The sequence below is a fragment of the Mycobacterium sp. IDUB_21 genome, assembly GCF_055419425.1.
This window is the reverse complement of the sequence record NZ_JBVAXQ010000008.1, coordinates 120747-144241: the sequence shown is the minus strand read 5'-3', so window position 1 is coordinate 144241 and position 23495 is coordinate 120747. Positions and strand designations below refer to the sequence as shown.

Here is a 23495-nt window from a genome sequence, read left to right as displayed (position 1 = left end):
GGCCACCGCGAAATCCCAGATCCGCGGCGCCTCGTCGGCTTCCCAGGCCATGGCGCCCACGGTAGGCCCGCCGCCCACCCCTTGACGACAGATCACCCCCGGTGCAGAATCCTACACAGTGTAGGAAAACGAACGAGCCAGAAAATGGCGAAAGGCGGACGAATTGAGCACCCTGCGCGAATGGCTGTCCCTGCCCGATGCCGAGCCGGCCGAGGACTACGGGTTCTTCGGCCCCGACTCGGCGACCTGGAAGGTGTGGAGCTATCCGACCTCGCTGTCGATCGGCTTCCAGCGCTCCGTGGTCATCGAGGAACTCGATCCCGGGCTGGTCGCCTCGGTCGACCAGACCCAGGCGATCTACGACCGGCCGCGGACCCGCTACGACCGCACCCTGCGCTACTTCGCGATGGTGGCCTTCGGCGAGAGCCGCAGCACCGCCGAGGCCGCCGACATGCTGGTACGGATCCACTCCAAGGCCATCGGCGTCGACCCGGTCACCGGTGATCACTACGACGCGAACGACCCGGACTCCCAAATGTGGATCCACCTCACGGCCTGGCACTCGATCCTGTACGCCTACGAGAAGTACGGGCCCGGGCCGTTGTCGGCCGACGAGGAAGCGGCCTACTGGGCCGACTGCGCCAAGGCGGCCGAGCTGCAGACCCTCGACCCGGCCGACGTACCGCGCACCCGCGAGGGTATTCGGGAGTACTTCGAGCAGATGCGCCCGCAGCTGATCAACTCCGACATCGCCCGGCGCGCGATGGCGCACCTGCTGCACGCCGAGGTGATCCTGCCCCCGACGCTGCCGCTGCCGCTGCGGCCGGGCGCGCTCGTCGTGACCGCGTTCCTGCGCCGCGGCACCCTGGCGACCATGCCGCGCTGGATGCGCAAGCTGGGTGGGGTAGGCACTTCGCGACTGCTCGACGCGCTGATCGTGCCGCCGCTGAGTGCCGCGTTCAGCCTGCTGAGCCTGAGCACCCGCGTGCAGTTGATGCTGCTGCGGTTGATCTCACCGATGACGCTGCCGATCGGCACCCGGGTGCTGCGTTCGATCCGGCCGGTGAATCCGGTCACCACGACTCCGCGCGAGGCCCAGAAACGCTACGGCTACGCCGTCCCGGCGCAGGCCCACCTGGAATTTCGTGCCAAGCAGTCGAATCGAGTCTTCGGTGAAGGCCTCGCGCCCAGCGACGAGGGGCTCATCGAGTCCCAGCCGATCCTGGGGAGCATCCGGTGAACCGCGGAGCTCTCGCCGGCCTGCAGCGCCTGATGGACCGCCGGCTCAGCATCCGCCAGCTGTTCTTCCTCGGCGTCATGGGCTCGGTGCTGCTGGGCGCCTACCTGGCGATCGGATTGTTCTGGGCCGGCAACCACTACCACCACCTCGCCGAGGTTCGGGGACCGGACAAGTTGTTCTCGGTGCTCGGCGAGATCGTCGCCTGGCCGGTGCTGATCGTTGCCGACATCCAACTACGCTGAACCGGTGCCGGACCCAGCCGCCAATCGGTCCCGCGCCCAGCATCTCGGACCCGAACGCCGTCGGCCGCAGGTGCTCGACGCCGCCTTGCAGATCGCTGCCGACCGCGGCGTGGCCGGGGTGACGATGGCGGCGATCGCGGAGCGAATCGGGGTCACCCGGCCGGTGGTGTACGCCTGCTACGACGGCCGGGGCGAGGTTCTCGCCGCACTGCTCGACCGGGAGACCGAGCTGATGCTGACCAGTCTGCTCGGAGCATTGCCGCCGCAGCGGGCCAGCAGCGTGCAGAACAGGTTCGTCGCTGGGTTCGGCGCGTTCCTGTCCACCGTGCGGCAGCGTCCGGCGTCGTGGCGGATCATCTTCACCGCCGACCAGGATCCGGTCCTGGCCGCCGCCGTCGTGTCAGGCCGTGCCCGGCTCACCGAGCGGGTCGCCACGGTGATGCGGCCGCTGCTGAAGCAACGGGGACAGCCCGACCACGCCCTGACGGCGCTCACCGAAGTGTTCCTGGCCATCTGTGAGGCCGCCGCGCGGATGCTGCTCGACGGCGAGCAGCAGTGGACGCCGGAAAGTCTGGCCGAGATCGTCGGCCGCGCCGCCTACCGGACATTCGAGATCGGCTCCTAGATGCCGGTATGCCAGAATGTTGCGCAGCAGTCGCCCAACCTAAGGAGTCGAAGTGGCCAGTACCGAGGTGGAGCGCCACACCGGGGTTGACCCCGCCGAGGTGCCGTCCGCGGCGTGGGGCTGGAGCGCGATCAACTTCCGCACCTGGCATATCGTCGGCCTGGGCATCGTCGGGTTCCTGCTGCTGATGCTGCGCGGCAACCACGTCGGCCACGTCGAGGACTACTTCTTGCTGGCGTTCGCCGCGCTGTCGCTGTTCGTCGTGGTGCGCGACATCGTCGGCCGTAAGCGCGGCCGGTTGCACTAAGGGTGCCCGCTAGTCGCTTTCGGCGGCTAATTGCCCGCAGGCCGCTGCGATCTCACGCCCGCGGGTGTCGCGCACGGTGCATTCCACGCCCTGGGCCCGGACCCGCTTCACGAACTCCCGCTCCACCGGCTTGGGGCTGGCGTCCCAGTCGCTGCCCGGTGTCGGATTGAGCGGAATCAGGTTGACGTGCACCAAATGTCCCAGCGCCTTGTGTAGCTTGCGGCCCAGCAGATCGGCCCGCCACGGCTGGTCGTTGACGTCACGGATCAGCGCGTATTCGATGGACACCCGCCGGCCCGTAACGTCGGCGTAGTAGCGGGCGGCGTCGAGTGCCTCGGCGACGTTCCAGCGGTTGTTGACCGGGACCAGCGTGTCGCGCAATTCGTCGTCGGGAGTGTGCAGCGACAGCGCCAGCGTCACGCCCAGGTGCTCGTCGGCGAGCTTGCGGATCGCCGGCGCCAGTCCGACCGTCGACACCGTCACCGATCGCGCCGAGATGCCGAATCCGTTCGGCGGCGCCTCGGTGATCCGCCGTACGGCCGCCACCACCCGGGCGTAGTTGGCCAGCGGCTCCCCCATGCCCATGAACACCACATTTGATAGTCGGCCATGATCACGGTCGCGCAGTTCGGCCGCCGCCGCCCGCACCTGTTCGAGGATCTCGGCGGTGGACAGGTTGCGGGTGAGGCCCGCCTGGCCGGTCGCGCAGAACGGGCAGGCCATGCCGCAGCCGGCCTGCGAGGAGATGCACACCGTGTTGCGGCGCGGGTAGCGCATCAGCACCGACTCGAACTTGGTGTGGTCCAGAGCCCGCCAGAGCGTCTTGCGAGTCTCGCCGGCGTCGCATTCGATCTCACTGGACGCGGTCAGCAGGGTGGGGAACAGCGCCTCGGCCACCGAGGAGCGCACCGCAGCCGGCAGGTCGGTCATCTGCTGTGGATCGGCGATCAGCCTGCCGTAGTACTGGTGGGCGAGCTGGTTGGCCCGGAATGCCGGCAGGCCCAGTTCAGCGACGGCGGCGGTACGGCCGGCCGAATCGAGGTCGGCCAGATGCCGCGGCGGCAGGGCCCGCCGCGGTGCGGTGAACACCAGCTGTTGCGTCATGATCCGTTCCAGTATGCCTGCGGCTCACGGCAGGACGGTCAGCACGACCCAGGTCACCACGGCCGACGGCAGCAGCGCGTCGAGCCGGTCCATGATCCCACCGTGGCCGGGCAGCAGCCGGCCCATGTCCTTGATACCCAGATCGCGTTTGACCTGGGATTCGATCAGGTCGCCGAAGACTCCGGTGATCACCAGCAGCAGCCCCAGCGGCAGCCCTACCCACCACGGTCGGCCGAGGAACACCGTCACCGCGAACACCGCCGCGGCAACACCGAGCACCAGTGATCCGCCGAAACCCTCCCAGGACTTCTTCGGGCTGATCGCCGGCGCCATCGGGTGCTTGCCGAACAGCACACCGACGCCGTATCCGCCGATGTCGGAGAAGACCACCGGGAACAGCAGGCACAGCACCCGGCCGGGACCGTCGTCGCGGAAGACCAGCAGGGCCGCGAAGCTCATGCACAGCGGCACCCAGACCGCGATCAACACCGTCGCCGACATGTCCCGCAGGTAGTTGACCGGGGCGTGCTGCAGCCCCCGGGCGACCAACCGCCACATCATCGCGATCACCACGGTGGCACCGAACGCGCCCAGCACTCCCCTGGCCCCGAACGGCAACGACAGCCACAGCATCGCCTGGCCGCCGAGCGCCAGCGGGATGAACGGCACGTCGTAGCCGGCTTCACGCAGCCGGCGGGTCACCTCATGGGTGGCGATCGGGGTGGCCACCGCCAGAATCAGCACCCAGAAACGCGGCGCGAACAGCAGGGTCCCGACGAGCGTACCGCTCAGCACGACGCCGACGACGATCGCCGCGGGCAGGTTGCGCCCGGCTCGTGGCCGCTTGGGCGGCGAGGCGTCGATGCCGGCGCCAGTCTCTTGGTCTGCCACGGGTTTTTGCATGCTGAACGGTCGCTAGACCTCCAGCAACTCGCCTTCTTTGTGCTTGACCAGCTCGTCGATCTGGCTCACGTAGCCCTGGGTGGACTTGTCCAGCTCCTTCTCCGCCCGGCCGACCTCGTCCTCACCGGCGTCGCCGTCCTTGCGGATGCGGTGCAACTCCTCCATCGTCTTGCGACGGATGTTGCGCACCGAGACCTTCGCGTCCTCGCCCTTGCCCTTGGCCTGCTTGACCAGGTCCTTGCGCCGCTCCTCGGTGAGCTGCGGTACCGCCACCCGGATCAGCGAACCGTCGTTGGTGGGATTCAAGCCCAGGTCCGAGTTGCGGATCGCCGTCTCAATGGCACCCAGCTGGGAGGCCTCATAGGGCTTGATCACCACCATGCGAGCCTCGGGGACGTTGATACTGCACATCTGGGTGATCGGGGTCATCGACCCGTAGTAGTCGATGTGGATCCGGGAGAACATGCCCGGGTTGGCCCGGCCGGTGCGAATGGTCGACAGGTCGTCGCGAGCCACCGCCACGGCCTTCTCCATTTTCTCTTCTGCATCGAAGAGAGCCTCGTCAATCATCTGCGCCCCTCTTCTTCAGGTGGTGACCAGTGTTCCGATCTTCTCACCCGCGACCGCCCGCGCGATATTGCCATCAGTCAGCAGGTTGAACACCAGGATCGGCATGCCATTGTCCATGCAGAGGCTGAATGCGGTGGCATCGGCCACCTTCAGGCCGCGGTCGATCACCTGGCGATGGGTGATCGAGGTGAGCAGTTCGGCGTCGGGATTCAGCCGCGGGTCCGCGGTGAACACCCCGTCAACCGCCTTGGCCATCAGCACCACCTCGGCGCCGATCTCCAGCGCTCGCTGGGCGGCGGTGGTGTCGGTGGAGAAATACGGCAGCCCCATGCCGGCGCCGAAGATCACCACCCGGCCCTTATCCAGGTGCCGCTGCGCCCGCAGCGGGATGTACGGCTCGGCGACCTGGCCCATGGTGATCGCGGTCTGAACCCGGGTGTCGATACCTTCCTTCTCCAGGAAGTCCTGCAGCGCGAGGCTGTTCATCACGGTGCCGAGCATGCCCATGTAGTCCGAGCGCATCCGCTCCATGCCGCGCTGCTGCAACTGGGCGCCGCGGAAGAAGTTGCCGCCGCCGATCACGACCGCGACCTGCACGCCATCGCGAACCACTTCGGCGATTTGACGGGCGACCTGGGCGACGACGTCGGGGTCGAGCCCCACCTGCCCGCCGCCGAACATCTCCCCGCCCAGCTTGAGCAGCACCCGGGAGTAATGGGGGCGGCCGGTCGGCTGGATCCGGTCGGTACTCGTCGGCTCCGTCATCAGGCTCCTCGGGACTCCGCGCATGACAGCGCCATCGCAGAAATCGTCCGCGACGGCAGTGCTCATCCTGCCTTACCAGGACGGCGAAACGGTGCCCGGGGTGGAAACCCGCGGCCGACCACCACAACAGATGAAAGTATTTTCAATTGATAAATTAGCTGCTATGGTCTCGGACGTGCCGAACTCGCTGCACCAGGTGAAAGCCGAATTCTTCAAGACGCTGGGACACCCGGCCCGGATCCGGGTACTGGAGCTGCTGGCCGAACGTGACCGCACCGTCGGCGAGCTGCTGCCCGAGATCGGGTTGGAGGCGTCCAACCTGTCCCAGCAGCTGGGCGTACTTCGGCGCGCGGGAGTCGTGCTGGCGACCAAGGAGGGCAATACGGTGATCTACTCGATCGCCTCACCGGTGATCACCGAACTGCTCGCCGTGGCGCGCAGAGCACTGACCGGACTGCTCAGCGATCAGGTCGCGCTCCTCGACGATCTGCGGGCCGGCTCATGAGCTGGCTCGCCCGGATCCTTTCGCTCGGCCGCATCACCGAACCGGCCGGCGACCGTCCGCCCGACAACACCGATCCGCCGAGCGGGTTGTCCGGCTCGGTGCAGATCCGCCATGTCGACGCCGGATCGTGCAACGGTTGCGAGATCGAGATCGCCGGGGCCTTCGGTCCGGTGTACGACGCCGAACGGTTCGGCGCCCGGCTGGTCGCGTCCCCTCGGCACGCCGATGTCTTGCTGGTCACCGGGGTGGTCACCCGCAACATGGCCGAACCGCTGCGCAACACCGTCGAGGCCACCCCCCTGCCACGACGGGTCATCGCCTGCGGCGACTGCGCACTGAACCGGGGGGTGTTTGCGCAGGCATACGCAACGGTGGGTTCCGTCGGCGAGGTCGTCCCGGTGGACGTCGAGATCCCCGGCTGCCCGCCCACCCCCGACCAGATCCTCGCCGCGCTCCGGTCGGTGACCGGCAGGTGAGCACTTCTGGCCCGCAGTTGTTACGCCGCAATGCCTTCGGGCCGCTGCTCAGTGGTGCGGCGACGATCGGCGTCGGCGCTGCCGGGGTCGGTGTCGGATTGACCGGCGTGTTCGGCGCACTGCCCGCGATCCGGATCGGCTGGCTGCTCCCGCTGCTGGGCGTGCAGTTGCGGGTGGAGCCGGTCGGCGGCTTCTTCATGGCATTGACCGGCGCGGTGGCGGTGGCGGCCGGGCTGTACTGGATCGGCTATAGCCGCCACGAGGCATTCGGCGTGGTGCCGCTGACCACCCTGCCGGTGTTCGTGCTCACGCTGTTGGCCGTGCCCGCGGCGGGGTCGGTGACCACGTTCCTGTTCGCCTGGGAGCTGATGGCACTGACCTCACTGGTGCTGGTGCTCACCGATCCGCAGCGCAGCGAAGTGCGGTCGGCCGCCCTGATTTACGCGGTGATGACACAGCTGGGCTTCGTGACGTTGTTGGCGGGGATGGTGATCCTGGCGGCGGCCGCCGGCGACGACTTCACCGTGATCGGTGCGGTACCCGACGGCGTGCGCAACACGGTCTTCGTGTTGACCCTGATCGGTTTCGCCTCCAAGGCCGGCCTGCTGCCGCTGCACGCGTGGCTGCCCCGGGCGCATCCCGAGGCGCCGAGCCCGGTCTCGGCACTGCTCAGTGCCGCCATGGTCAATCTCGGTGTCTACGGCATCATCCGCATCGACCTGCAGCTGTTGGGACCCGGTCCGCGATGGTGGGCGTGGGCGCTGCTGATCGTCGGCGGCACCTCGGCGGTATACGGGGTGTTGCAGGCCTCGGTGGCCACCGATCTCAAACGGCTGCTTGCGTATTCGACGACGGAGAACATCGGGCTGATCACCCTGGCGCTGGGAGCCGCAACACTGTTGTCGGGCGCCGGATCGCAGCCGGCCGCGGTAGTCGCACTCACCGCGGCGCTGCTGCACCTGATCGCCCACAGCGCGTTCAAGAGCCTCGGGTTCTTCGCTGCCGGATCGGTGCTCGCCGCGACCGGCCTGCGTGACCTGGACCGGCTCGGCGGTCTGGCCCGCCGAATGCCGGTCACCACAGTGCTGTTCGGGGTGGCCGCGCTCGGTGCCGCCGGGTTGCCGCTGGGGGCGGGCTTCGTCAGCGAGTGGCTGCTGATCCAGTCGTTGATGCACGCCCGGCCCGGCCACGATGTCACGATCGCGCTGGTGACACCGCTCGCGGTGGCTGCGGTGGCGCTGACCGCCGGGCTGGGCGTGGCCGCCATGGTCAAGGCGTTCGGGATCGGGTTCCTGGCCCGTCCGCGCTCCGATTCCGCTGCGGCGGCGCGGGAATCCCCCGACACGATGATCGTCGGTATGGCGATCCCCGCCCTCGCCTGTGTGGTGCTGGCCGTCGCCCCGGGTGTGGTGGCCCCGGTGCTGAACCGAGTGCTCACCGAACTGCCGGTGTTCGGGGACGCCCCGGGGCTCGGGGTGTTCCTGCGCATGCCGGGGCTGCACGGTTCCATGGCGCCGGGCCTGCTGGCCGCCGTGCTGGCCGCCGCCGTCCTGCTGGTGCTGATCGGCTCCCGGTGGCGCTCGCGGCAGCGTCCCGCTCCGGCCACGGTGCCGCTGTGGGCCTGCGGCGCCGACGATCTGAGCCCCCGCATGCAGTACACCGCGACGTCGTTCGCCCAACCGCTGCAGCAGGTCTTCGACGACGTGCTGCGCTTCGACACCGACGTCGAGGTGAGCGGCCAGGCGCCAGCGACCTATGTGGTCGACCGGATCGCCTACCGGGCGCGCATCACCGACGTCATCGAAGACCGCTGGTATGCCCCGGTGCTGCGGGCCGTCGCCGCCGCAGCACAGCTGGTTCGGCGCGCCCACACCGGCAGCGTGCACCTGTACCTGGGCTATGGCGCGATCGGCGTGCTGATCGCCCTGCTGGTGGCGCGATGAACGCGGTGGCCTTCCTGGCCGGTTTCGTGCAGGTCGCCGGTGTCGTCGCCGGCGCCCCCCTGGTCATCGGCCTGATGCGCCAGGTCCGGGCGCGCGCCGAGGGCCGCGTCGGTGCCGGGATCTGGCAGCCGTGGCGCGACGTGCGCAAGCTGCTGGGTAAGCAGACACTCAACCCGCGGGGCACCACCTGGGTGTTCGCCACGGCGCCGGCAGCGCTGGCCGCCACCACGCTGGTCATCGTCGCCACGGCACCGCTGGTGGCGACGGGATCGCCGCTGGACCCGGTCGCCGACCTGATCACCGTTGTGGGACTGCTGTTTTTGGGCACCGTGGCGCTCACCCTGGCCGGCATCGACACCGCGACGGCATTCGGAGGAATGGGCGCAAGCCGGGAGATCACCATCGCGGCTCTGGTCGAACCGACCATCCTGCTGGCGGTGTTCGCCCTCTCGATCCCGGCGGGCTCGGCCAATTTGGGCGCCATCGTGGGCAACACCATCGAGCACCCGGGCCAGGTGGTCTCACTGGCCAGCGCGCTGGCGTTCGTCGCGCTGGTGATCGTCATCGTCGCCGAGACCGGCCGGTTGCCGGTGGACAACCCGGCCACCCATCTGGAGCTGACGATGGTGCACGAGGCGATGGTGCTCGAATACGCCGGCCCCAAGCTGGCCCTGGTCGAGTGGGCCAGCGGCATGCGGCTGACGGTGCTGCTGGCGCTGCTGGCGAACCTGTTCTTCCCGTGGGGCATCGCCGGAGCGGACCCAGGCCTGATCGACGTGGCGGTGGGTGCCGGTGCGATCGCGGTCAAGGTGGCGCTACTCGCGACCGTCCTGGCCGGAGTCGAGGTGTTCCTCGCCAAACTGCGACTGTTCCGGGTGCCCGAGTTGCTGGCCGGGTCCTTCCTGTTGGCATTGCTGGCGGTCACGGCGGCGAACTTCTTCACCGGGGCGGGCGGATGAACTACAACAACATGCTGGACCTGGCCGCCGGCGGGGTGCTGCTGGCCGCGGTGCTGGCCGTCTGGCGCCGGGACCTGTCGGCGGTGGTGCAGCGACTGCTCGTCGCCCAGGGCGCCGCGCTGGCCGCTATCCCGATCATTCGCGGCGTGCACGATCATGATCGGGCCCTGGTAGCGGTGGGGATCGTGGTGTTGGCCGTGCGCGCCGTCGCACTGCCGTGGCTGTTGGCCCGCGCACTCGGCGCTGAACGGCAGGAACGTCGCGAGGCCACTCCCCTGGTCAGCACCGCTGCGTCACTGCTGGTGGTCACCGCCCTGGTGGTCATGGCGTTCACCATCGCCCAGCCCGTGGTCGACCTGCAGCGCAGCGCCGCGACCAATGCCGCCCCGGCCGCCATCGCCACCGTGCTGATCGCCCTGTTCATGATGGCGACCCGCCGCCATGCCATCTCGCAGGCGGTCGGACTGTTGATGCTGGACAACGGGATCGCCGCCACCGCCTTCCTGCTGACCGCCGGTGTCCCGCTGATCGTCGAACTCGGTGCGTCGCTGGATGTGCTGTTCGTGTTGATCGTGCTCGGTGTGCTGACCGGGCGACTGCGCAACGCTTTCGGCGGCGTGGATCTGGACCTGTTGCGGGAGCTGCACGACTGATGACACCGTTGATGCTGCTTCCGCTGGTGACACCCGTTGTGGCGTCACTGTTTTCCGTCGTGGCCGGCTGGCGCCGGCTCAGCGCCGTGGTGACGTTGCTCTCGGCGCTGACAATTCTCGGCTGCGGTGTCGCGCTGGGGTTTCAGGTCGGCGACCGTGCACATCTGGCCCTGTCGGGCCTGCTGCGCGCCGACGCACTGTCGGTGACCATGCTGATCGTGATCGGCGTCGTCGGCAGCCTGGCCACCTGGGCGAGCATCGGCTATGTCGACGCCGAGTTGGCCCGCGGGGTGACCGACCGGCGCGGTGCGCGCCTGTACGGCATCCTCACCCCGGCGTTCTTGGCGGCGATGGCTCTTGCGGTGTCGGCCAACAACATCGGCGTGGTCTGGGTCGCCGTTGAGGCCACCACGGTGGTCACAGCGTTTCTGGTCGGCCACCACCGCAGCCGTGCCGCGCTGGAGGCCACCTGGAAGTACGTCATGGTGTGTTCGGTGGGTATCACCATCGCGTTCCTGGGCACCGTCCTGTTGCACTTCGCCGCTCGCCACGCCGGTGCCGGCAGCGAGGACGCCCTGCACCTCGACGTCCTGGCCGCGCACGCCGGCGGACTCGACCCGGCGGTCACCCGGCTGGCGGGTGCGCTGTTGCTGATCGGCTACGGCGCGAAGATGGGTCTGGCGCCGTTTCACACCTGGCTCGCCGATGCACACAGCCAGGCCCCGGCGCCGGTCTCGGCGTTGATGAGCGGAGTGCTGCTGTCGGTCGCGTTCTCGGTGCTGATCCGGATCAAGCCGATCATCGACGCCGCTGCCGGCCCCGCCTTCCTGCGGACCGCGCTGCTGTCCACCGGATTGACGACGTTGCTCATCGCCGCGCTGCTGCTGACCGTCACCACCGATCTCAAACGGATGCTCGCCTATTCGTCGATGGAGACGATGGGCTTGATCGCGGTCGCCGCAGCGGCGGGCACCGCGCTGGCGATCGCCGCGCTGCTGCTGCACGTGTTGGCGCACGGCGTCGGCAAGACGGTGCTGTTCCTGGCCGGCGGCCAGTTGCAGGCCGCCCACGGCACGACGGCGATCAGCGAGATCACCGCGGTGTTCACCAGATCACGGCTGGTCGGTGGCGCGTTCGCGGTCGGGATGCTGGTCCTGCTCGGCCTGCCGCCGTTCGCGATGTTCGCCAGCGAGCTGGCGATCGCGATCTCACTGGCCGACGCCGGGCTGGCGTGGGCACTGGGACTGGCGCTGCTGGGGCTGGTGATCGCGTTCGCCGCGCTGATCGCCAAGACCGGCCGCATGCTGCTGGGCGCACCGAGCGCCGACGGCCGACAGATCCGGGTGCCGGTGACGGTCGCGGCCGCGCTCGTGACAGGAGTGCTGATCTCACTCGCCCTGGGAGTGACCGCAGGACCGCTCGCAGGCCTGTTCGCCACCGCCGCAAGCCAACTCGGGGCGCTGTGATGGCTCCGATCACACGCTCTGAACCAGTCACCGGCGCCGAGCTGGCCGACGCGGCCGCGGTGTTGCTGGCCGAGGGCTTCCGGCTCGCGCTGGTGGCCGCCCATGACGACGGGGACACCCTGCGGGTGGTGTATCTGTTCCTGGCGGGCCGGCCGGACCGCCGCACCGAGCTGACCCTGACCATTCCGGCAGACCAGCCCTCGATACCCTCCCTGGCCCGCCTGTCGTTTCAGGCCGGCCGCTTCGAGCGGGAAATGCTGGATCTGTACGGCATCACCCCGGTCGGCCATCCGCAACCGCGCCGGCTAGTGCGGCACGCGCACTGGCCGCAGGATTGGCACCCGATGCGCAACGACGCCGGGGAACCACCGGATTTCGCTGCGGCGGGCCGCTTTCCGTTCCTCAACGTCGAGGGGGCCGGCGTCTACGAGATTCCGGTGGGGCCGGTGCACGCCGGGTTGATCGAGCCGGGTCACTTCCGCTTCTCGGTGGTCGGCGAATCGGTGCTGCGACTCAAGGCACGACTGTGGTTCGTGCACCGCGGAATCGAGCGGCTGTTTCACGGCCGGCCCGCCACCGCCGCCGTCGAACTCGCCGAGCGCATCAGCGGTGATACCTCCGCCGGACACGCGCTGGCACACAGCATGGCCGTCGAGCAGGCCCTCGGTGTCGAACCACCCGAGCCGGTGCACCGGCTGCGCGCCCTGCTCGTCGAACTGGAGCGCCTCTACAACCACGCCGCCGACCTTGGCGCGTTGGCCAACGATGTCGGCTTCGGGCTGGCCAACGCACACGCCCAACGCGCCCGCGAACAACTGCTGCGCATCAACGCGCAGGTGACCGGAGATCGGCTGCTGCGGCGGGCGATCCGACCGGGAGGTGTTGTGCTGCAAGCCCTTCCCGACCCGGATCGACTGCAGGCGCTGGCCGACGACGTCGCTGAGATCGCCGAGCTGACCCTGGCGAACTCGGTGATCTACGACAGGTTCGCCGGCACCTCGGTGTTGCGCCGCCAGGATGCGGAAGCGATCGGAACGCTGGGCTATGTGGCACGGGCCAGCGGGCTCGTCACCGATGCCCGCCTCGACCATCCGAGCACCGACCTGCCGGTAACCGAGGCGACGGCGACAGCCGGCGACGTGCTCGCCCGCTATACCGTCCGCCGCGACGAATTCGCCGCCTCGGTGGCGCTGTGCCGCAACCTGATCGACGGCCATCGCGGGCCGATCCACGTCCGGGCGGAGATGCCCGACCCGGTTGGGGCCGGGGCCGGGGTGGGGATCGTCGAGGGGTGGCGCGGCACCATCGTGCACCGGGTGGAAGTCGATGCCGATGGGGTCATCACCCGCGCCAAGATCGTCGACCCGTCCTGGTTCAACTGGCCCGCCCTGCCGGTTTCCATGGCCGACACCATCGTCCCGGACTTCCCGCTGACGAACAAAAGCTTCAACATGTCCTACGCGGGAAACGACTTATAGCGGCTCGGCACGCTCGCGCTGTATGTCAGGATGTTTGATATGGGTGACGTGAACAGCGCTCCGCTGGGTTATCTGCTGTACCGGGTCAGCTCGGCGCTGCGCCCGCAGGTGTCGGCGGCGCTCGGTCCGCTGGGTCTGACGCTGCCCGAATTCGTCTGTATGCGAGTGCTTTCGCTGCGTCCGGGACTGTCCAGCGCCGAGTTGGCCCGGCACAGCAGCGTCACACCGCAGGCCATGAACACCGTGCTGCACCGGCTGCAGAACCGGGGTGCGGTGAGCCGGCCGCAATCGGTACCGTCCGGGCGGGCGCTGCCGGCGACGTTGACCGACGCCGGTCGGGACCTGCTGAAACAGGCGGAGGACGCGGTGCGGGTCGCGGACGGCCGCGTGCTGGCCGCCCTGTCTCACGCCGAGCAGCAGCGGTTCAGGCAGATGTTGGAACGGATCGGCGAACAGTGACCCTAGGTTGATGGCGGCGACCCGCTTCGCCCGGCTTCGCCGTGCTCGCGATCGCCGCTAGCGCCGGCCGGTGATGACGGGCCACGGCTTCGCCGCCTCCAGTTCATAGGCCAGCTCCAGCAGCCGGGCGTCCTGGCCGAAGTGGGCGCTGAACATCATGCCAACCGGCAGCCCGGCCGCGGACTCGGCCAGCGGCAACGAGATCGCCGGGTCGCCGGAGGCGTTCTGCAGCGGGGTGAACGCCACCCAGTCCATCAACCGGTCGATGATCTGCTCATAGTCGGCAGTGGGATCCAGATGGCCGACCTTCGGAGTCTCATGGGCCAGCGTCGGGGTCAGCACCACGTCGTAATTGCGGAACAGTCGCGCGGTGTGGCGGCGCAGGCTCGCCAGCCGGCCGATCGCCAGCGGCAGCCGGTACAGGTGCCGGGTGGCATAGCGATCCAGCCCCAGCGTCAGGTTGTCCAGCCGGCTGCGGTCGAAGGTGGGACCGAACATCCGTCGCCCGCCCCGCACCAGCGCGGTCGCCAAAAACGCCCAGTAGAGCAGGAAGTCGTCGGCGAAGTGCCCCGGCACCGGTGGGCGGTCGACGTACTCGACGCGGTGGCCGAGTTCCTCGAGCAGCGCGGCGGTCTTCATGGTCAGCTCGCGCATCTCCGCCGACGTCTCGCGCTGGATCGATTGGGTGATCACCGCTATCTTGAGCCGCTGGGCGCCCGGTTGGGCGACGTCGCCGACCGGGGGCAACTTGGTGTTGCGCCAGATCCGTTCCGCTTCGGCGTAGAAGGCCGCGGTGTCACGCACCGAGCGGGTCACCACCCCGTTGTAGACGATGCGCACCGGCATGGCACGCATGTCCTTGTCCAGCGGCAGCCGGCCCCGCGACGGTTTGAGGCCGACCAGCCCGTTGCACGCCGCCGGGATCCGGATGGAGCCGCCGCCGTCGTTGGCGTGCGCGATCGGCACCACCCCGGCCGCGACGAATGCCGCCGAACCCGACGACGACGCCGCCGCGGTGTAGTCGGTATCCCACGGGTTGCGCACCGCACCCAGCCGGGGGTGCTCGGCGGCGGCGCTGAACCCGAACTCGCTCAGTTGGGTCTTGCCCAGCGCGATCAGCCCGGTGCCCAGGTACAGCCGGGCGAAATCACCGTCGGCGGCCGCCGGGTGCGGCTGCCACGCGTCGGTGCCCTGCATGGTCGGCATCCCGGCGACATCCACGTTGTCCTTGACGTACGTCGGGACGCCCGCGAAGTATCCCCGGGTGCCGCGCTGCGCCGATGCCGTCTCGCGAGCCCGGTCGAACGCCTGGTAGGCCAGTCCGTTCAGCTGCGGGTTGACCGCCTCGGTGCGTGCGATCGCGGCTTCGACGAGCTCGGCGGGCGACACGTCGCCTGATCTGATCCGTTCAACCAGGCCGACCGCGTCGGAGTCGCCGAGCGCGTCGTCGCCGAAGGCGTGCACATGTTGCATGCGTTGACGCTAGCAAGTAGCGCCCGATCAGGCTCAGGCCTGGCCGACCTCGAACCGCGCGAAACGGGTCACGGTCACGCCCGCCTCGTCGAGCAGCGCCTTGACGGACTTCTTCGAGTCCGACACCGCCGCCTGGTCCAGCAGCACGGTGTCCTTGAAGAACCCGTTGACCCGGCCCTCGACGATCTTGGGCAGGGCTGCCTCGGGCTTGCCCTCCTCCTTGGCCGTCTCCTCGGCGATGCGGCGCTCGTTGGCCACCACGTCTGCGGGGACGTCGTCGCGGGTCAGGTAGCGGGCCTTGAGCGCGGCGATCTGCAGCGCCACGGCATGAGCCGCCTCGACGGCCCCGGCACCCGAACCGGTGTACTCGACCAGTACGCCGACCGCCGGCGGCAGGTCCGACGCCCGCTTGTGCAGGTAGGCCTCCACGGTGCCGCCGAAGTAGGCGACCCGCCGCAACTCCAGCTTCTCGCCGATCTTGGCCGACAGCGCCTCGATGGCCTCGGCGACGGTGCGGGTGCCCCCGCCCCCGGGAATCGAAGCCGCTTTGAGCGTCTCGACGTCGTCGGTCTTGGCGGCCGCGGCGGCGGTGACGACCTCGTCGGCGAGTGCCTGGAACTCGGCGTTCTTGGCGACGAAGTCGGTCTCGGAGTTCAGCTCGATCAGCGCGCCGTCCTTGACGGCGACCAGGCCTTCGGCGGTGGCCCGCTCGGCGCGCTTGCCGATGTCCTTGGCGCCCTTGATCCGCAGCAACTCGACGGACTTGTCGAAGTCGCCGTCACTCTCGGCCAGCGCGTTCTTGCAGTCCATCATGCCTGCGCCGGTGAGTTCCCGAAGCCGCTTGACGTCGGCAGCGGTGTAGTTCGCCACTGTTGTGTGCCTTTCCTACGATGCGTCGGTGGTCGTCTCGGTGCCGGCGGCGGCGTCGGGCGCCGAGGTGGTGGCACCCGCCAGCAACTCCTGCTCCCATTCGGCCAGCGGCTCGACCGCTTCGGCTTCCGCCTTGCCCTCGCCGTTGCCCTGACCGGCCCGGGCCTGCAGGCCCTCGGCCACCGCGGAGGCGATCACCTTGGTCAGCAGCGCCGCCGAGCGGATCGCGTCGTCGTTACCCGGGATGGGGTAATCGACCAGGTCGGGGTCGCAGTTGGTGTCCAGGATCGCGATCACCGGGATGCCCAGCTTGCGGGCCTCGCCGACGGCGATGTGCTCCTTGTTGGTGTCGACGACCCACACCGCCGAGGGCACCTTGGCCATGTCGCGGATACCGCCGAGGCTGCGCTCCAGCTTGTTCTTCTCCCGGGTCAGCATCAAGATTTCCTTCTTGGTGCGACCCTCGAAGCCACCGGTCTGCTCCATGGCCTCGAGCTCCTTGAGCCGCTGCAGGCGCTTGTGCACGGTGGAGAAGTTGGTGAGCATGCCGCCCAGCCAGCGCTGGTTGACATAGGGCATCCCGACCCGGGTGGCCTCCGCGGCGACCGATTCCTGCGCCTGCTTCTTGGTGCCGACGAACATCACGGTGCCGCCGTGCGCGACGGTCTCCTTGACGAACTCGTACGCCTTGTCGATGAAGGTCAGCGTCTGCTGCAGGTCGATGATGTAGATGCCGTTGCGGTCGGTGAAGATGAACCGCTTCATCTTGGGATTCCAGCGACGGGTCTGGTGCCCGAAGTGAGCGCCGCTGTCAAGCAGCTGCTTCATGGTTACAACAGCCATAGTCCGGCCATGTCCTTATTTGTCGGTTGACGCCCGGCGTCGGGTGAGGCCGGGCCCTGGTGCCTGCTGAGGTGCCGGACCCCTGTCGGGGACCGCCGGCATCCGGTTGTGAGTGCAGACACGCGAAGTCAGCCCGCTGAAGCGGACCGCGCATGTGAGTTTACACGCTGCGAACAGGTGCTTTGTCCACAGCGGTGACTGGCCGGTTTGGGGGCTGCCGCGGGAAACTCGCCGAATGCGGTTTACGGCGTTGTTCCTGGTCGCGGGCCTGCTGCTGGCCGCGCCGGCGCACGGCGACACCCTGCGGATGAACTGGCCGCTGCGTCCGCGGCCGGTGGTGGTGCGGGGATTCGATGCGCCGCGCCCAGACTGGCAGCGCGGACATCGAGGGGTGGATCTGGCCGGCGTCGCGGGCCAACCGGTGTATGCGGCCGCGCCGGCGACGGTGGTGTTCGCCGGGCTGACCGGTGGGGTGCCGACGGTGTCACTGGCCCATCCGGGCGGGTTGCGGACCAGCTATCAGCCCGTGCGGGCCGCGGTGCGCCCCGGCCAGCTGGTGACGGCCGAGACGGTGATCGGCACGCTGGAGCCAGGCCATCCGGGGTGCGAGGCGTGCCTGCACTGGGGTGCGATGTGGGGTCCGGCCTCGCGAGCCGATTACGTCGACCCGCTGGGATTGTTGGCCTGCACGCCGATCCGACTCAAGCCGCTGGGCGGCAGCTACGCCCGGTCCGGCGCATCCCATGACACCAGCCCCGACACCCAGTGGGTGATCCGCTCCTCCTGATCGTGCGATGCAGGTGGCGGGGCGGCTGGGCAAATGTCGCGTACGGGCGGCAGCGCACCACGACGCGGTTCTCCTCGACGGCCATCGCCGCTACGGTCGGGCGCGCTTCGTCACCGAGCGGCTGACCCGACATCCGGGCGCCGACAGCCATCATGACGTCGACGACGAGGTCGGGGTCACGTTCGACGACCGCGTCGGCGTACACCTGCAGGTAGGCAAAGGGCCAGCGTTCATCGAGAACGCAGAGACTGACCTTCGGATCCCTGGCCACCACCCGGGCCTTCCCGCGCCCCGCCATGGTGGAGACCAGCAGCTCGTCGTCGTCGGTTGGTACGTAGTAGACGACCGACATCGCGGGCCCGTCCTGGCGGCGCCGATGACCGAAAACGCAGGTGCGGTGGGTGCGCACAAATTCTCGCCGTTCAGACGGAAGCATGTCGCGATCGGCGGGAATCGCAAAGGGCTCCGACGCCAGGGGCAGCAGCATGTCGATCGGTCCTCTCATCGGGTTTCATCGGCAGACGCCGGCGGGGCGAAACACCGGCGTGGCTTCGCAGAGCGTCCGCACCTGCCGGCCGGCGCGCATCACAGTGCGGTCGGGCCGAATGATCGCCGCCGTCGCGTGGCCGCGACGCAGCCATTCGGCGAGCTCGCCGCCGGGTTGGGCGGTGTGCCCGACGGCGCCGCGCCGCGCAAGCAGCGTCTGCTCGAAAGTGTCCAGCGGGGTGCTGCTCACGACGGCGAAGCCGGCTCCCAGCACGGCGTCGAAGCGCTGCCCGCCGGGCAGGACCGGGTTCGGGCATAGCGAGCCGGCCAAGCGCCGCGGCGTGCGGGCCTTGATGACCAGTGGCGAGCGGTGCAGCGCGGGGGTCGCACTGTCGAGGAGTTTGTGACGCAGTCCGGGAACCAGCTGCAGCCGTGGGAGCGCGAGCCGGCGCAGCAGGTTTCCGGCGTCGCCGCCGGCGGTCATCGACCAGCCCATCGTGAGCGCCAGCTGGATCATGTGCCGGGTGTGCGGTTGGCGCTCCTGCTGGTAGCTGTCCAGGACGGTGCGCGGCAGCGCGCCGCCGGCCACGCCGGCGAGTTTCCAGGCCAGGTTCATCGCGTCGCGTAACCCCGCACCCATGCCCTGGCCGACGAATGGCGGCGTGAGATGCGCGGCGTCACCGAGCAGGAAGATGTTGCCGCGGCGCCACCGGTCGGCGATCCGGGCCCGGAAGGTGTATTCGGCGACCCGGATCAGTTCGAGCCGTTCGGTTGCCACGTGGGCCAGCCAGGGCGCGAGCAGCGGCCGCAGGTCGGTCAGGCCAGCGAAGTCGGCGGCGGTTTCGCCGGGCAGCAGCTGGAACTCCCACCGATAGCGGGTGTCGCCGATCCGCATATAGGTGCCGGCGCGCCGCGGGTCGCAGACCTGATGAACGCCGTCCCATTGCTGAAGGTCGGCGGCGCTGGCGACGTCGACGACCAGCCAGCGTTGCTCGAAGTGCAGGTCGCGCATCCGGGCGCCGATCCGTGCCCGCACAATGCTGTTGGCACCGTCGCAACCCAGCAGGTAGTCGGCGTCGACGACGTGTTCGTCACCGGCGGTCCGGTCGGTGAAGCGCACCCGCAGGCGTCCCCGGCCGTCATCGGCGATGTCGGTGACATCGGCGTTGCCCCGTAACTCGGCACTCGGGTAGCGCTGCAGGTTGGCGCGTAGCAGGGCTTCGAACTCGGGTTGGTCGAACATGTTGGCCTGGGGGAACCCGTGGACGCTGCACGTGGTGTCACGGCGGAATTCGGCCAGCACGCCCATTTGTTCGTCGACCAGCCGCAGTCCATGCGCGGGCCGCGAGATCGCGGCGAACTCCTCCGCGAGGCCGAGGCGCGCGACGATGCGGCAGCTCTCGTCGTCCATATGCACAGCGCGCGGTTGCGGATACACGTCGGCCCAGCGCTCGAGTAGCAGAGTCTCGACACCGTACTGGGCCAGCAGGGTGGCTGCGGCGACGCCGGTGGGCCCGGCGCCGACGATGACGACCGGCACATGGCGGCCGGCCTCGGCGGCCATCCTCACCCGTACCTGACCGTGGAGCGCTGGCTTCCGAGGTCGATCGAACCGTCGTCGGTGGCCACCGCGGCTTCCACCACGTCGCCGTCGCGCAGGTACTTGGGGTTGGCCGCCTGCCGCTTGAAGAAGGCCTTCCACTTCACTGCCGGCGGCAGCAACGAGGCGAGGATCTCGACCGCCTTGGGCGGAGCGCTCAGCGCCGTACCCGCCGGCGTGCCGGTCAACACCAGGTCTCCGGCGGACAGGTGCTGGAACCGGGCCAGTGCCTGCAGCGCCTGCACCGGCGGATAGATCATGTCGGCGCCGACGGTGGAGTTCTGGCGCAGCTCGCCGTTGACCCGCAGCTGCAGCCGCAGCTCCCCGAAGCGTTTGAGTTCGGCGGCGTCCAGCAACACCAGCTGCGGCCCGACCGGGGTGAAGGTCGGATAGGACTTGGCCTCGTAGAACTGCGTCTGCGGCAGCTGGATATCGCGCGCGGACACATCGTTGGTCACGACGACACCGGCGATGTAGTCGGAAAGGTTGGACTCGGAGATAGCGGTGCCGACCGGAATATCGCGGCCGAGCACCAGGCCGATCTCCACCTCGTAGTCCAAGCACCGGACGTGGCTGGGTTTGATGATGTCGTCGCACGGGCCGTTGATCGATCCCGAGGCCTTTCGGAAGAAGGTCAGCGGCACCGATTTGGGGTCCATGCCGGCGTCTTTGACGTGCGAGGTGAAGTTGGTCATCTGTGCGACCACCCGGCACGGGGCGGTGACCGGAGAGATCAGTGTGCCGCGCTCGTGCGCAACGGTGTCGCTGCCGCGCGCGGCGGCCTCGATGGCCGCCCGGTCGGAGAGCAGCTCGCCGGTGCTGGTCGCGGTGGTGGCGATCGGTGCGGCGCCGGTGGACGTTTTGACCCACCAGCCCTCGGTGGTGCGCAGGATGGCAGTGGTCATGAGTTGGCTGCTTTCAGCAATCCGCGCAAGCGGGTGAGGTCGAACTCGTTGTCGCCGCGAAGCGCGCCGATGACCGCTCGCGCCTCGCCTGGTAGCTGGCCGGGTCTGATGCCCAGGAAGTCCTTGGTGACCGGCGGTCCCCATTGCGCCAGGCCGGACCCGGTGAACGGCGCCCAGCCGGGTTCGAGAGTGTTGTCGAACATGTCACCGTCGGCGAAGTGTTCGACCAGGAAACCGTCGGGGTCACGCCAGTAGTCGAACAGTTGGCTGCCCTGAATGTGGCGGCCGATCCCCCACGACCGGCGATAGGCGCGCTCGCGCAGGTACTCGCCACCGGCGGCCAGTGCGTCGAGATCGCCGACCTGATACGCCGAGTGCACGTAGCGATTCGCCGGCCCCAGTGCCAGCGCGAGCGTGTGGTGATCGGCGGGCGTGGCGCCGCGGTCACAGCGGATGAAGCTCAGCGCCGGTCCCCGCTCGCGCTGGCCGGGAAAGTACAGGAAGTCACTGACGATCATGCCCAGGTTGTCGAGGTACCAGTTGAGCGCATCGGTGTACCTGGGGGTTTGCAGTACCACGTGGCCGAGGCGCTGCACCGTGGCGGGAACCCGGGGTGGGCGGGTCGTGGCGTTCGTGCGGTGCAGATCGTGGCCGAAGTTGAAGACGTGCGGTTGCCGGCCGGGCAGTGCGGGCAGGGCATGCATGCCGGCGACGACGCGGACCGGCACGCCGCTCGGGTCGGCCAGATCCACCGACAGTCCGCCGATGGTGTCCGGCAGCGCCCGGGTCGGCGCACCGTTGGCTTCCGCCAGTCGCAGCACGTCGGCCTCGTCCGCGGCCCGGAACGCGACGCCGGCGAACCGGCTGCGGGCCCCGCGGCGCAGGACCACGCACGGCGCCCCCGGGTCGCTGCCGCGCAGTTGCAGTTCGCCCGGTGTGCGCAGCACGGTGGCGAACCCGAACGCCCGGGCGAACGCCTCGGCGCGGGCAAGGTCAGACTTCTCGAACTCCAGCCAGGCAATATCGACGACTTTGATCACCGGATTGGGCGACCGGCCCCGATGCTCGCCGATGCGCGCGCCCTGCTCGCTGTGCAGGTCGCTGTGCGGGCCGCCACGGGTGCCGATTCGGTCACTCATCCCAACCCCTCCGCTTTACTGACGAAATCGTCACACACGACACGACGCTCAGTCAAGGTAGATCTGACGAAATCCTCAAAAGTGGTTATTCCTGTTAAAATCGGGACGCCAGTGAAGCTGAGGTGACCATGACCGCTCAACCAGCAGTGCCCGTCAACCGTGTGCAGCGGCGCAAACAACGCACCCGCGCGGCCCTGATCAAGGCGGCCCAGGGGTTCATCGCCGCCGGCAAGCTCAACGCACCGGTGCTGGAAATCACCCAGGCCGCTGACATCGGGATGGGCTCGTTCTACAACCATTTCGACAGCAAAGAACAGCTTTTCGACGCCGCGGTCGCCGAGGTCCTCGACATCCACGGCGCACTGCTGGATCAGCTCACCGCACCGATCGACGATCCCGCCGAAGCGTTTGCCTGCAGCTTCCGGCTCACCGGGCGGCTGTTTCGCCGACGACCGCAGGAAAGCCAGATCCTGCTCGCCAACGGCTTGAGCCTGCTGTCCTCCGACCGTGGTCTGGCTCCCCGCGCGCTCCGCGACATCACCGCCGCCGCCCGGGCCGGCCGCTTTCACGTGGACGACCCTGAGCTGGCGCTCTCAGTCGCCGGCGGCGCGCTCCTCGGACTGGGCCAACTCCTGCAGAATCAACCCGACCGCGACGACGCCCACTGCGCCGACCGGGTCACCGAAGACGTCCTGCGCCTGTTCGGCATGCCCGCTGACGAGGCACACGACATCTGCCGCCGACCACTGCCCGACATCAACGACACGGGGTCTGCGGCTTGAGTAGTCGTCAGGCCCGGGGGTGGGCCTGGTCGTGCACCGCGCGCAACCGGGCGACGGTGACGTGGGTGTAGAGCTGCGTGGTGGCCAGGCTGGAATGGCCGAGCAACTCCTGCACGACGCGCAGGTCCGCGCCGCCCTCCAACAGGTGAGTGGCCGCGCTGTGGCGCAGCCCGTGCGGCCCCATATCGGGCGCGCCACCGACCGCGGCAACGGTCTGGTGCACGACGGTGCGGGCCTGCCGCGGGTCCAGGCGCCCGCCGCGGGCTCCGAGCAGCAGGGCCGGGCCGGACTCCGCCGTCGACAGCGGTGGGCGCCCGCGGGCCAGCCAGGCCTGCAGTGCCTCGGCGGCCGGCACGCCGAACGGCACGGTCCGCTGCTTGTTGCCTTTACCGAGCACCCGCAGCACCCGGCGTGAGCTGTCGACGTCATCGACGTCCAGGCCGCACAGTTCGCTGACCCGCACCGCGGTGGCATAGAGCAGTTCGGCGATCAATCGGTCCCGCAGCGCAAGCGGATCATTTTGCTGTGCACCGGATTTCGCGGCGATCATCGCCGCGTGCGCCTGATCTGGGCGCAGTACCGCGGGCAGGGTCCGGCGGGCCTTGGGCAGCGCCAGACGCGCACCGGGATCCGCCGTCAGCAGGCCGCGCCGGGCAGCCCAGGCGGTGAAGGTCTTGACCGTCGAGGTGCGGCGGGCCAGCGTGCTGCGGGCCGCACCGGCGCCGGCCTGCTCGGCCAGCCAGCTTCGCAGCAGTGGCAGGCTCAGGCCGTCGATGCCGCGGTGGCCGCGCTCGCCGAGAAATACGAACAGCGAACGCAGATCACCGAGGTAGGCCCGCCGGGTGTGTTCGGAACGTCCCCGCTCCAAGGCCAGGTAGTCGTCGAACTCCTCGAGAATCGCGTCCACCGGCTCAC

At 69.1% G+C, this 23495-nt stretch carries 25 protein-coding genes and 1 pseudogene; 14 read left to right on the top strand and 12 right to left on the bottom strand.

Going from position 1 to position 23495, the window contains the following annotated elements:
* Positions 1-163 precede the first annotated feature (163 nt).
* The 4 genes from ACZYY4_RS13965 to ACZYY4_RS13950 are packed head-to-tail and all read left to right on the top strand — an operon-like array spanning position 164 to position 2414.
* On the top strand, positions 164-1240 hold the full coding sequence (locus tag ACZYY4_RS13965) for an oxygenase MpaB family protein (protein ID WP_463810582.1): 1077 nt from the start codon (positions 164-166) through the stop codon (positions 1238-1240).
* Positions 1237-1482, top strand: a complete 246-nt coding sequence (locus tag ACZYY4_RS13960) for a hypothetical protein (protein WP_463810581.1) — start codon at positions 1237-1239, stop codon at positions 1480-1482. Before ACZYY4_RS13965 ends, ACZYY4_RS13960 begins: the two co-directional genes overlap by 4 nt.
* 4 nt (positions 1483-1486) lie before the next feature.
* A complete protein-coding gene (locus tag ACZYY4_RS13955; RefSeq protein ID WP_463810580.1) occupies positions 1487-2107 on the top strand; it encodes a TetR/AcrR family transcriptional regulator in 621 nt (206 codons plus the stop codon).
* 52 nt (positions 2108-2159) lie between these two features.
* Positions 2160-2414 (top strand): DUF2631 domain-containing protein, encoded by a 255-nt coding sequence (locus ACZYY4_RS13950; RefSeq protein WP_463810579.1) that lies wholly within the window; start codon positions 2160-2162, stop codon positions 2412-2414.
* A gap of 9 nt (positions 2415-2423) precedes the next feature.
* On the opposite strand, the gene rlmN is transcribed toward ACZYY4_RS13950, so the two are convergent.
* The 4 genes from rlmN to pyrH are packed head-to-tail and all read right to left on the bottom strand — an operon-like array spanning position 2424 to position 5780.
* Complete coding sequence (gene rlmN, locus ACZYY4_RS13945; protein ID WP_463810578.1) at positions 2424-3518, bottom strand: dual-specificity RNA methyltransferase RlmN; 1095 nt, start codon at positions 3516-3518, stop codon at positions 2424-2426.
* A gap of 24 nt (positions 3519-3542) precedes the next feature.
* Positions 3543-4421, bottom strand: a complete 879-nt coding sequence (locus ACZYY4_RS13940; RefSeq protein WP_463810577.1) for a phosphatidate cytidylyltransferase — start codon at positions 4419-4421, stop codon at positions 3543-3545.
* Between the two features lie 12 nt (positions 4422-4433).
* A complete protein-coding gene (gene frr / locus ACZYY4_RS13935) occupies positions 4434-4991 on the bottom strand; it encodes a ribosome recycling factor (protein WP_463810576.1) in 558 nt (185 codons plus the stop codon).
* 15 nt (positions 4992-5006) lie between these two features.
* Complete coding sequence (pyrH, locus tag ACZYY4_RS13930; protein WP_463810657.1) at positions 5007-5780, bottom strand: UMP kinase; 774 nt, start codon at positions 5778-5780, stop codon at positions 5007-5009.
* A 139-nt stretch (positions 5781-5919) separates the two neighbouring features.
* On the opposite strand from pyrH, the gene ACZYY4_RS13925 reads away from it, so the two are divergent.
* The 8 genes from ACZYY4_RS13925 to ACZYY4_RS13890 are packed head-to-tail and all read left to right on the top strand — an operon-like array spanning position 5920 to position 13695.
* Positions 5920-6261, top strand: coding sequence for an ArsR/SmtB family transcription factor (locus ACZYY4_RS13925; RefSeq protein ID WP_463810575.1), 342 nt, complete (start codon positions 5920-5922; stop codon positions 6259-6261).
* Positions 6258-6737, top strand: a complete 480-nt coding sequence (locus tag ACZYY4_RS13920) for an NADH-quinone oxidoreductase subunit B family protein (protein WP_463810574.1) — start codon at positions 6258-6260, stop codon at positions 6735-6737. The genes ACZYY4_RS13925 and ACZYY4_RS13920 overlap by 4 nt, the downstream gene beginning before the upstream one ends.
* Entirely contained in the window at positions 6734-8680 is a 1947-nt protein-coding gene (locus ACZYY4_RS13915) for a proton-conducting transporter transmembrane domain-containing protein (RefSeq protein WP_463810573.1), read from the top strand. The genes ACZYY4_RS13920 and ACZYY4_RS13915 overlap by 4 nt, the downstream gene beginning before the upstream one ends.
* A gap of 5 nt (positions 8681-8685) precedes the next feature.
* Positions 8686-9639 carry a respiratory chain complex I subunit 1 family protein gene (locus ACZYY4_RS13910; RefSeq protein WP_463810656.1) on the top strand — a complete coding sequence of 318 codons (954 nt, stop codon included), beginning with the start codon at positions 8686-8688 and terminating at the stop codon, positions 9637-9639.
* Positions 9636-10292: a hypothetical protein gene (locus ACZYY4_RS13905; RefSeq protein WP_463810572.1), complete on the top strand. Its 657-nt coding sequence runs from the start codon at positions 9636-9638 to the stop codon at positions 10290-10292. Before ACZYY4_RS13910 ends, ACZYY4_RS13905 begins: the two co-directional genes overlap by 4 nt.
* On the top strand, positions 10292-11758 hold the full coding sequence (locus tag ACZYY4_RS13900) for a proton-conducting transporter transmembrane domain-containing protein (protein ID WP_463810571.1): 1467 nt from the start codon (positions 10292-10294) through the stop codon (positions 11756-11758). Before ACZYY4_RS13905 ends, ACZYY4_RS13900 begins: the two co-directional genes overlap by 1 nt.
* The gene (locus ACZYY4_RS13895; protein WP_463810570.1) at positions 11758-13236 is read left to right on the top strand and encodes a hydrogenase large subunit; all 1479 of its coding nucleotides are present in this window, start codon (positions 11758-11760) and stop codon (positions 13234-13236) included. Before ACZYY4_RS13900 ends, ACZYY4_RS13895 begins: the two co-directional genes overlap by 1 nt.
* 39 nt (positions 13237-13275) lie before the next feature.
* Positions 13276-13695 (top strand): MarR family winged helix-turn-helix transcriptional regulator, encoded by a 420-nt coding sequence (locus ACZYY4_RS13890; protein ID WP_463810569.1) that lies wholly within the window; start codon positions 13276-13278, stop codon positions 13693-13695.
* Between the two features lie 57 nt (positions 13696-13752).
* On the opposite strand, the gene ACZYY4_RS13885 is transcribed toward ACZYY4_RS13890, so the two are convergent.
* Genes ACZYY4_RS13885 through rpsB form a run of 3 tightly spaced genes read right to left on the bottom strand, consistent with a single transcriptional unit; the run spans position 13753 to position 16881 of the window.
* Positions 13753-15168: an amidase gene (locus ACZYY4_RS13885; RefSeq protein WP_463810568.1), complete on the bottom strand. Its 1416-nt coding sequence runs from the start codon at positions 15166-15168 to the stop codon at positions 13753-13755.
* Between the two features lie 33 nt (positions 15169-15201).
* Positions 15202-16038, bottom strand: a complete 837-nt coding sequence (tsf, locus tag ACZYY4_RS13880; RefSeq protein ID WP_463810567.1) for a translation elongation factor Ts — start codon at positions 16036-16038, stop codon at positions 15202-15204.
* 15 nt (positions 16039-16053) lie between these two features.
* Entirely contained in the window at positions 16054-16881 is an 828-nt protein-coding gene (rpsB, locus tag ACZYY4_RS13875) for a 30S ribosomal protein S2 (protein ID WP_463810566.1), read from the bottom strand.
* Between the two features lie 235 nt (positions 16882-17116).
* On the opposite strand from rpsB, the gene ACZYY4_RS13870 reads away from it, so the two are divergent.
* Positions 17117-17668 carry a M23 family metallopeptidase gene (locus ACZYY4_RS13870; RefSeq protein WP_463810565.1) on the top strand — a complete coding sequence of 184 codons (552 nt, stop codon included), beginning with the start codon at positions 17117-17119 and terminating at the stop codon, positions 17666-17668.
* Here ACZYY4_RS13870 and ACZYY4_RS13865 read toward each other — a convergent pair.
* The 4 genes and pseudogenes from ACZYY4_RS13865 to ACZYY4_RS13850 form a co-directional block, all read right to left on the bottom strand.
* Positions 17602-18155: pseudogene (locus tag ACZYY4_RS13865) on the bottom strand (pyridoxamine 5'-phosphate oxidase family protein). The gene ACZYY4_RS13870 and the pseudogene ACZYY4_RS13865 overlap by 67 nt on opposite strands.
* Before the next feature lie 24 nt (positions 18156-18179).
* Positions 18180-19718 (bottom strand): bifunctional 3-(3-hydroxy-phenyl)propionate/3-hydroxycinnamic acid hydroxylase MhpA, encoded by a 1539-nt coding sequence (mhpA, locus tag ACZYY4_RS13860; protein ID WP_463810655.1) that lies wholly within the window; start codon positions 19716-19718, stop codon positions 18180-18182.
* 2 nt (positions 19719-19720) lie between these two features.
* Positions 19721-20659 carry a fumarylacetoacetate hydrolase family protein gene (locus ACZYY4_RS13855; protein WP_463810564.1) on the bottom strand — a complete coding sequence of 313 codons (939 nt, stop codon included), beginning with the start codon at positions 20657-20659 and terminating at the stop codon, positions 19721-19723.
* A complete protein-coding gene (locus tag ACZYY4_RS13850) occupies positions 20656-21798 on the bottom strand; it encodes a VOC family protein (protein WP_463810563.1) in 1143 nt (380 codons plus the stop codon). The genes ACZYY4_RS13855 and ACZYY4_RS13850 overlap by 4 nt, the downstream gene beginning before the upstream one ends.
* A 128-nt stretch (positions 21799-21926) precedes the next feature.
* Here ACZYY4_RS13850 and ACZYY4_RS13845 point away from each other — a divergent pair, with 128 nt between their 5' ends.
* Positions 21927-22580, top strand: a complete 654-nt coding sequence (locus ACZYY4_RS13845; protein WP_463810562.1) for a TetR/AcrR family transcriptional regulator — start codon at positions 21927-21929, stop codon at positions 22578-22580.
* A gap of 7 nt (positions 22581-22587) precedes the next feature.
* Here ACZYY4_RS13845 and ACZYY4_RS13840 read toward each other — a convergent pair whose 3' ends face one another.
* On the bottom strand, positions 22588-23487 hold the full coding sequence (locus tag ACZYY4_RS13840) for a tyrosine recombinase XerC (protein WP_463810561.1): 900 nt from the start codon (positions 23485-23487) through the stop codon (positions 22588-22590).
* Positions 23488-23495 lie beyond the last annotated feature (8 nt).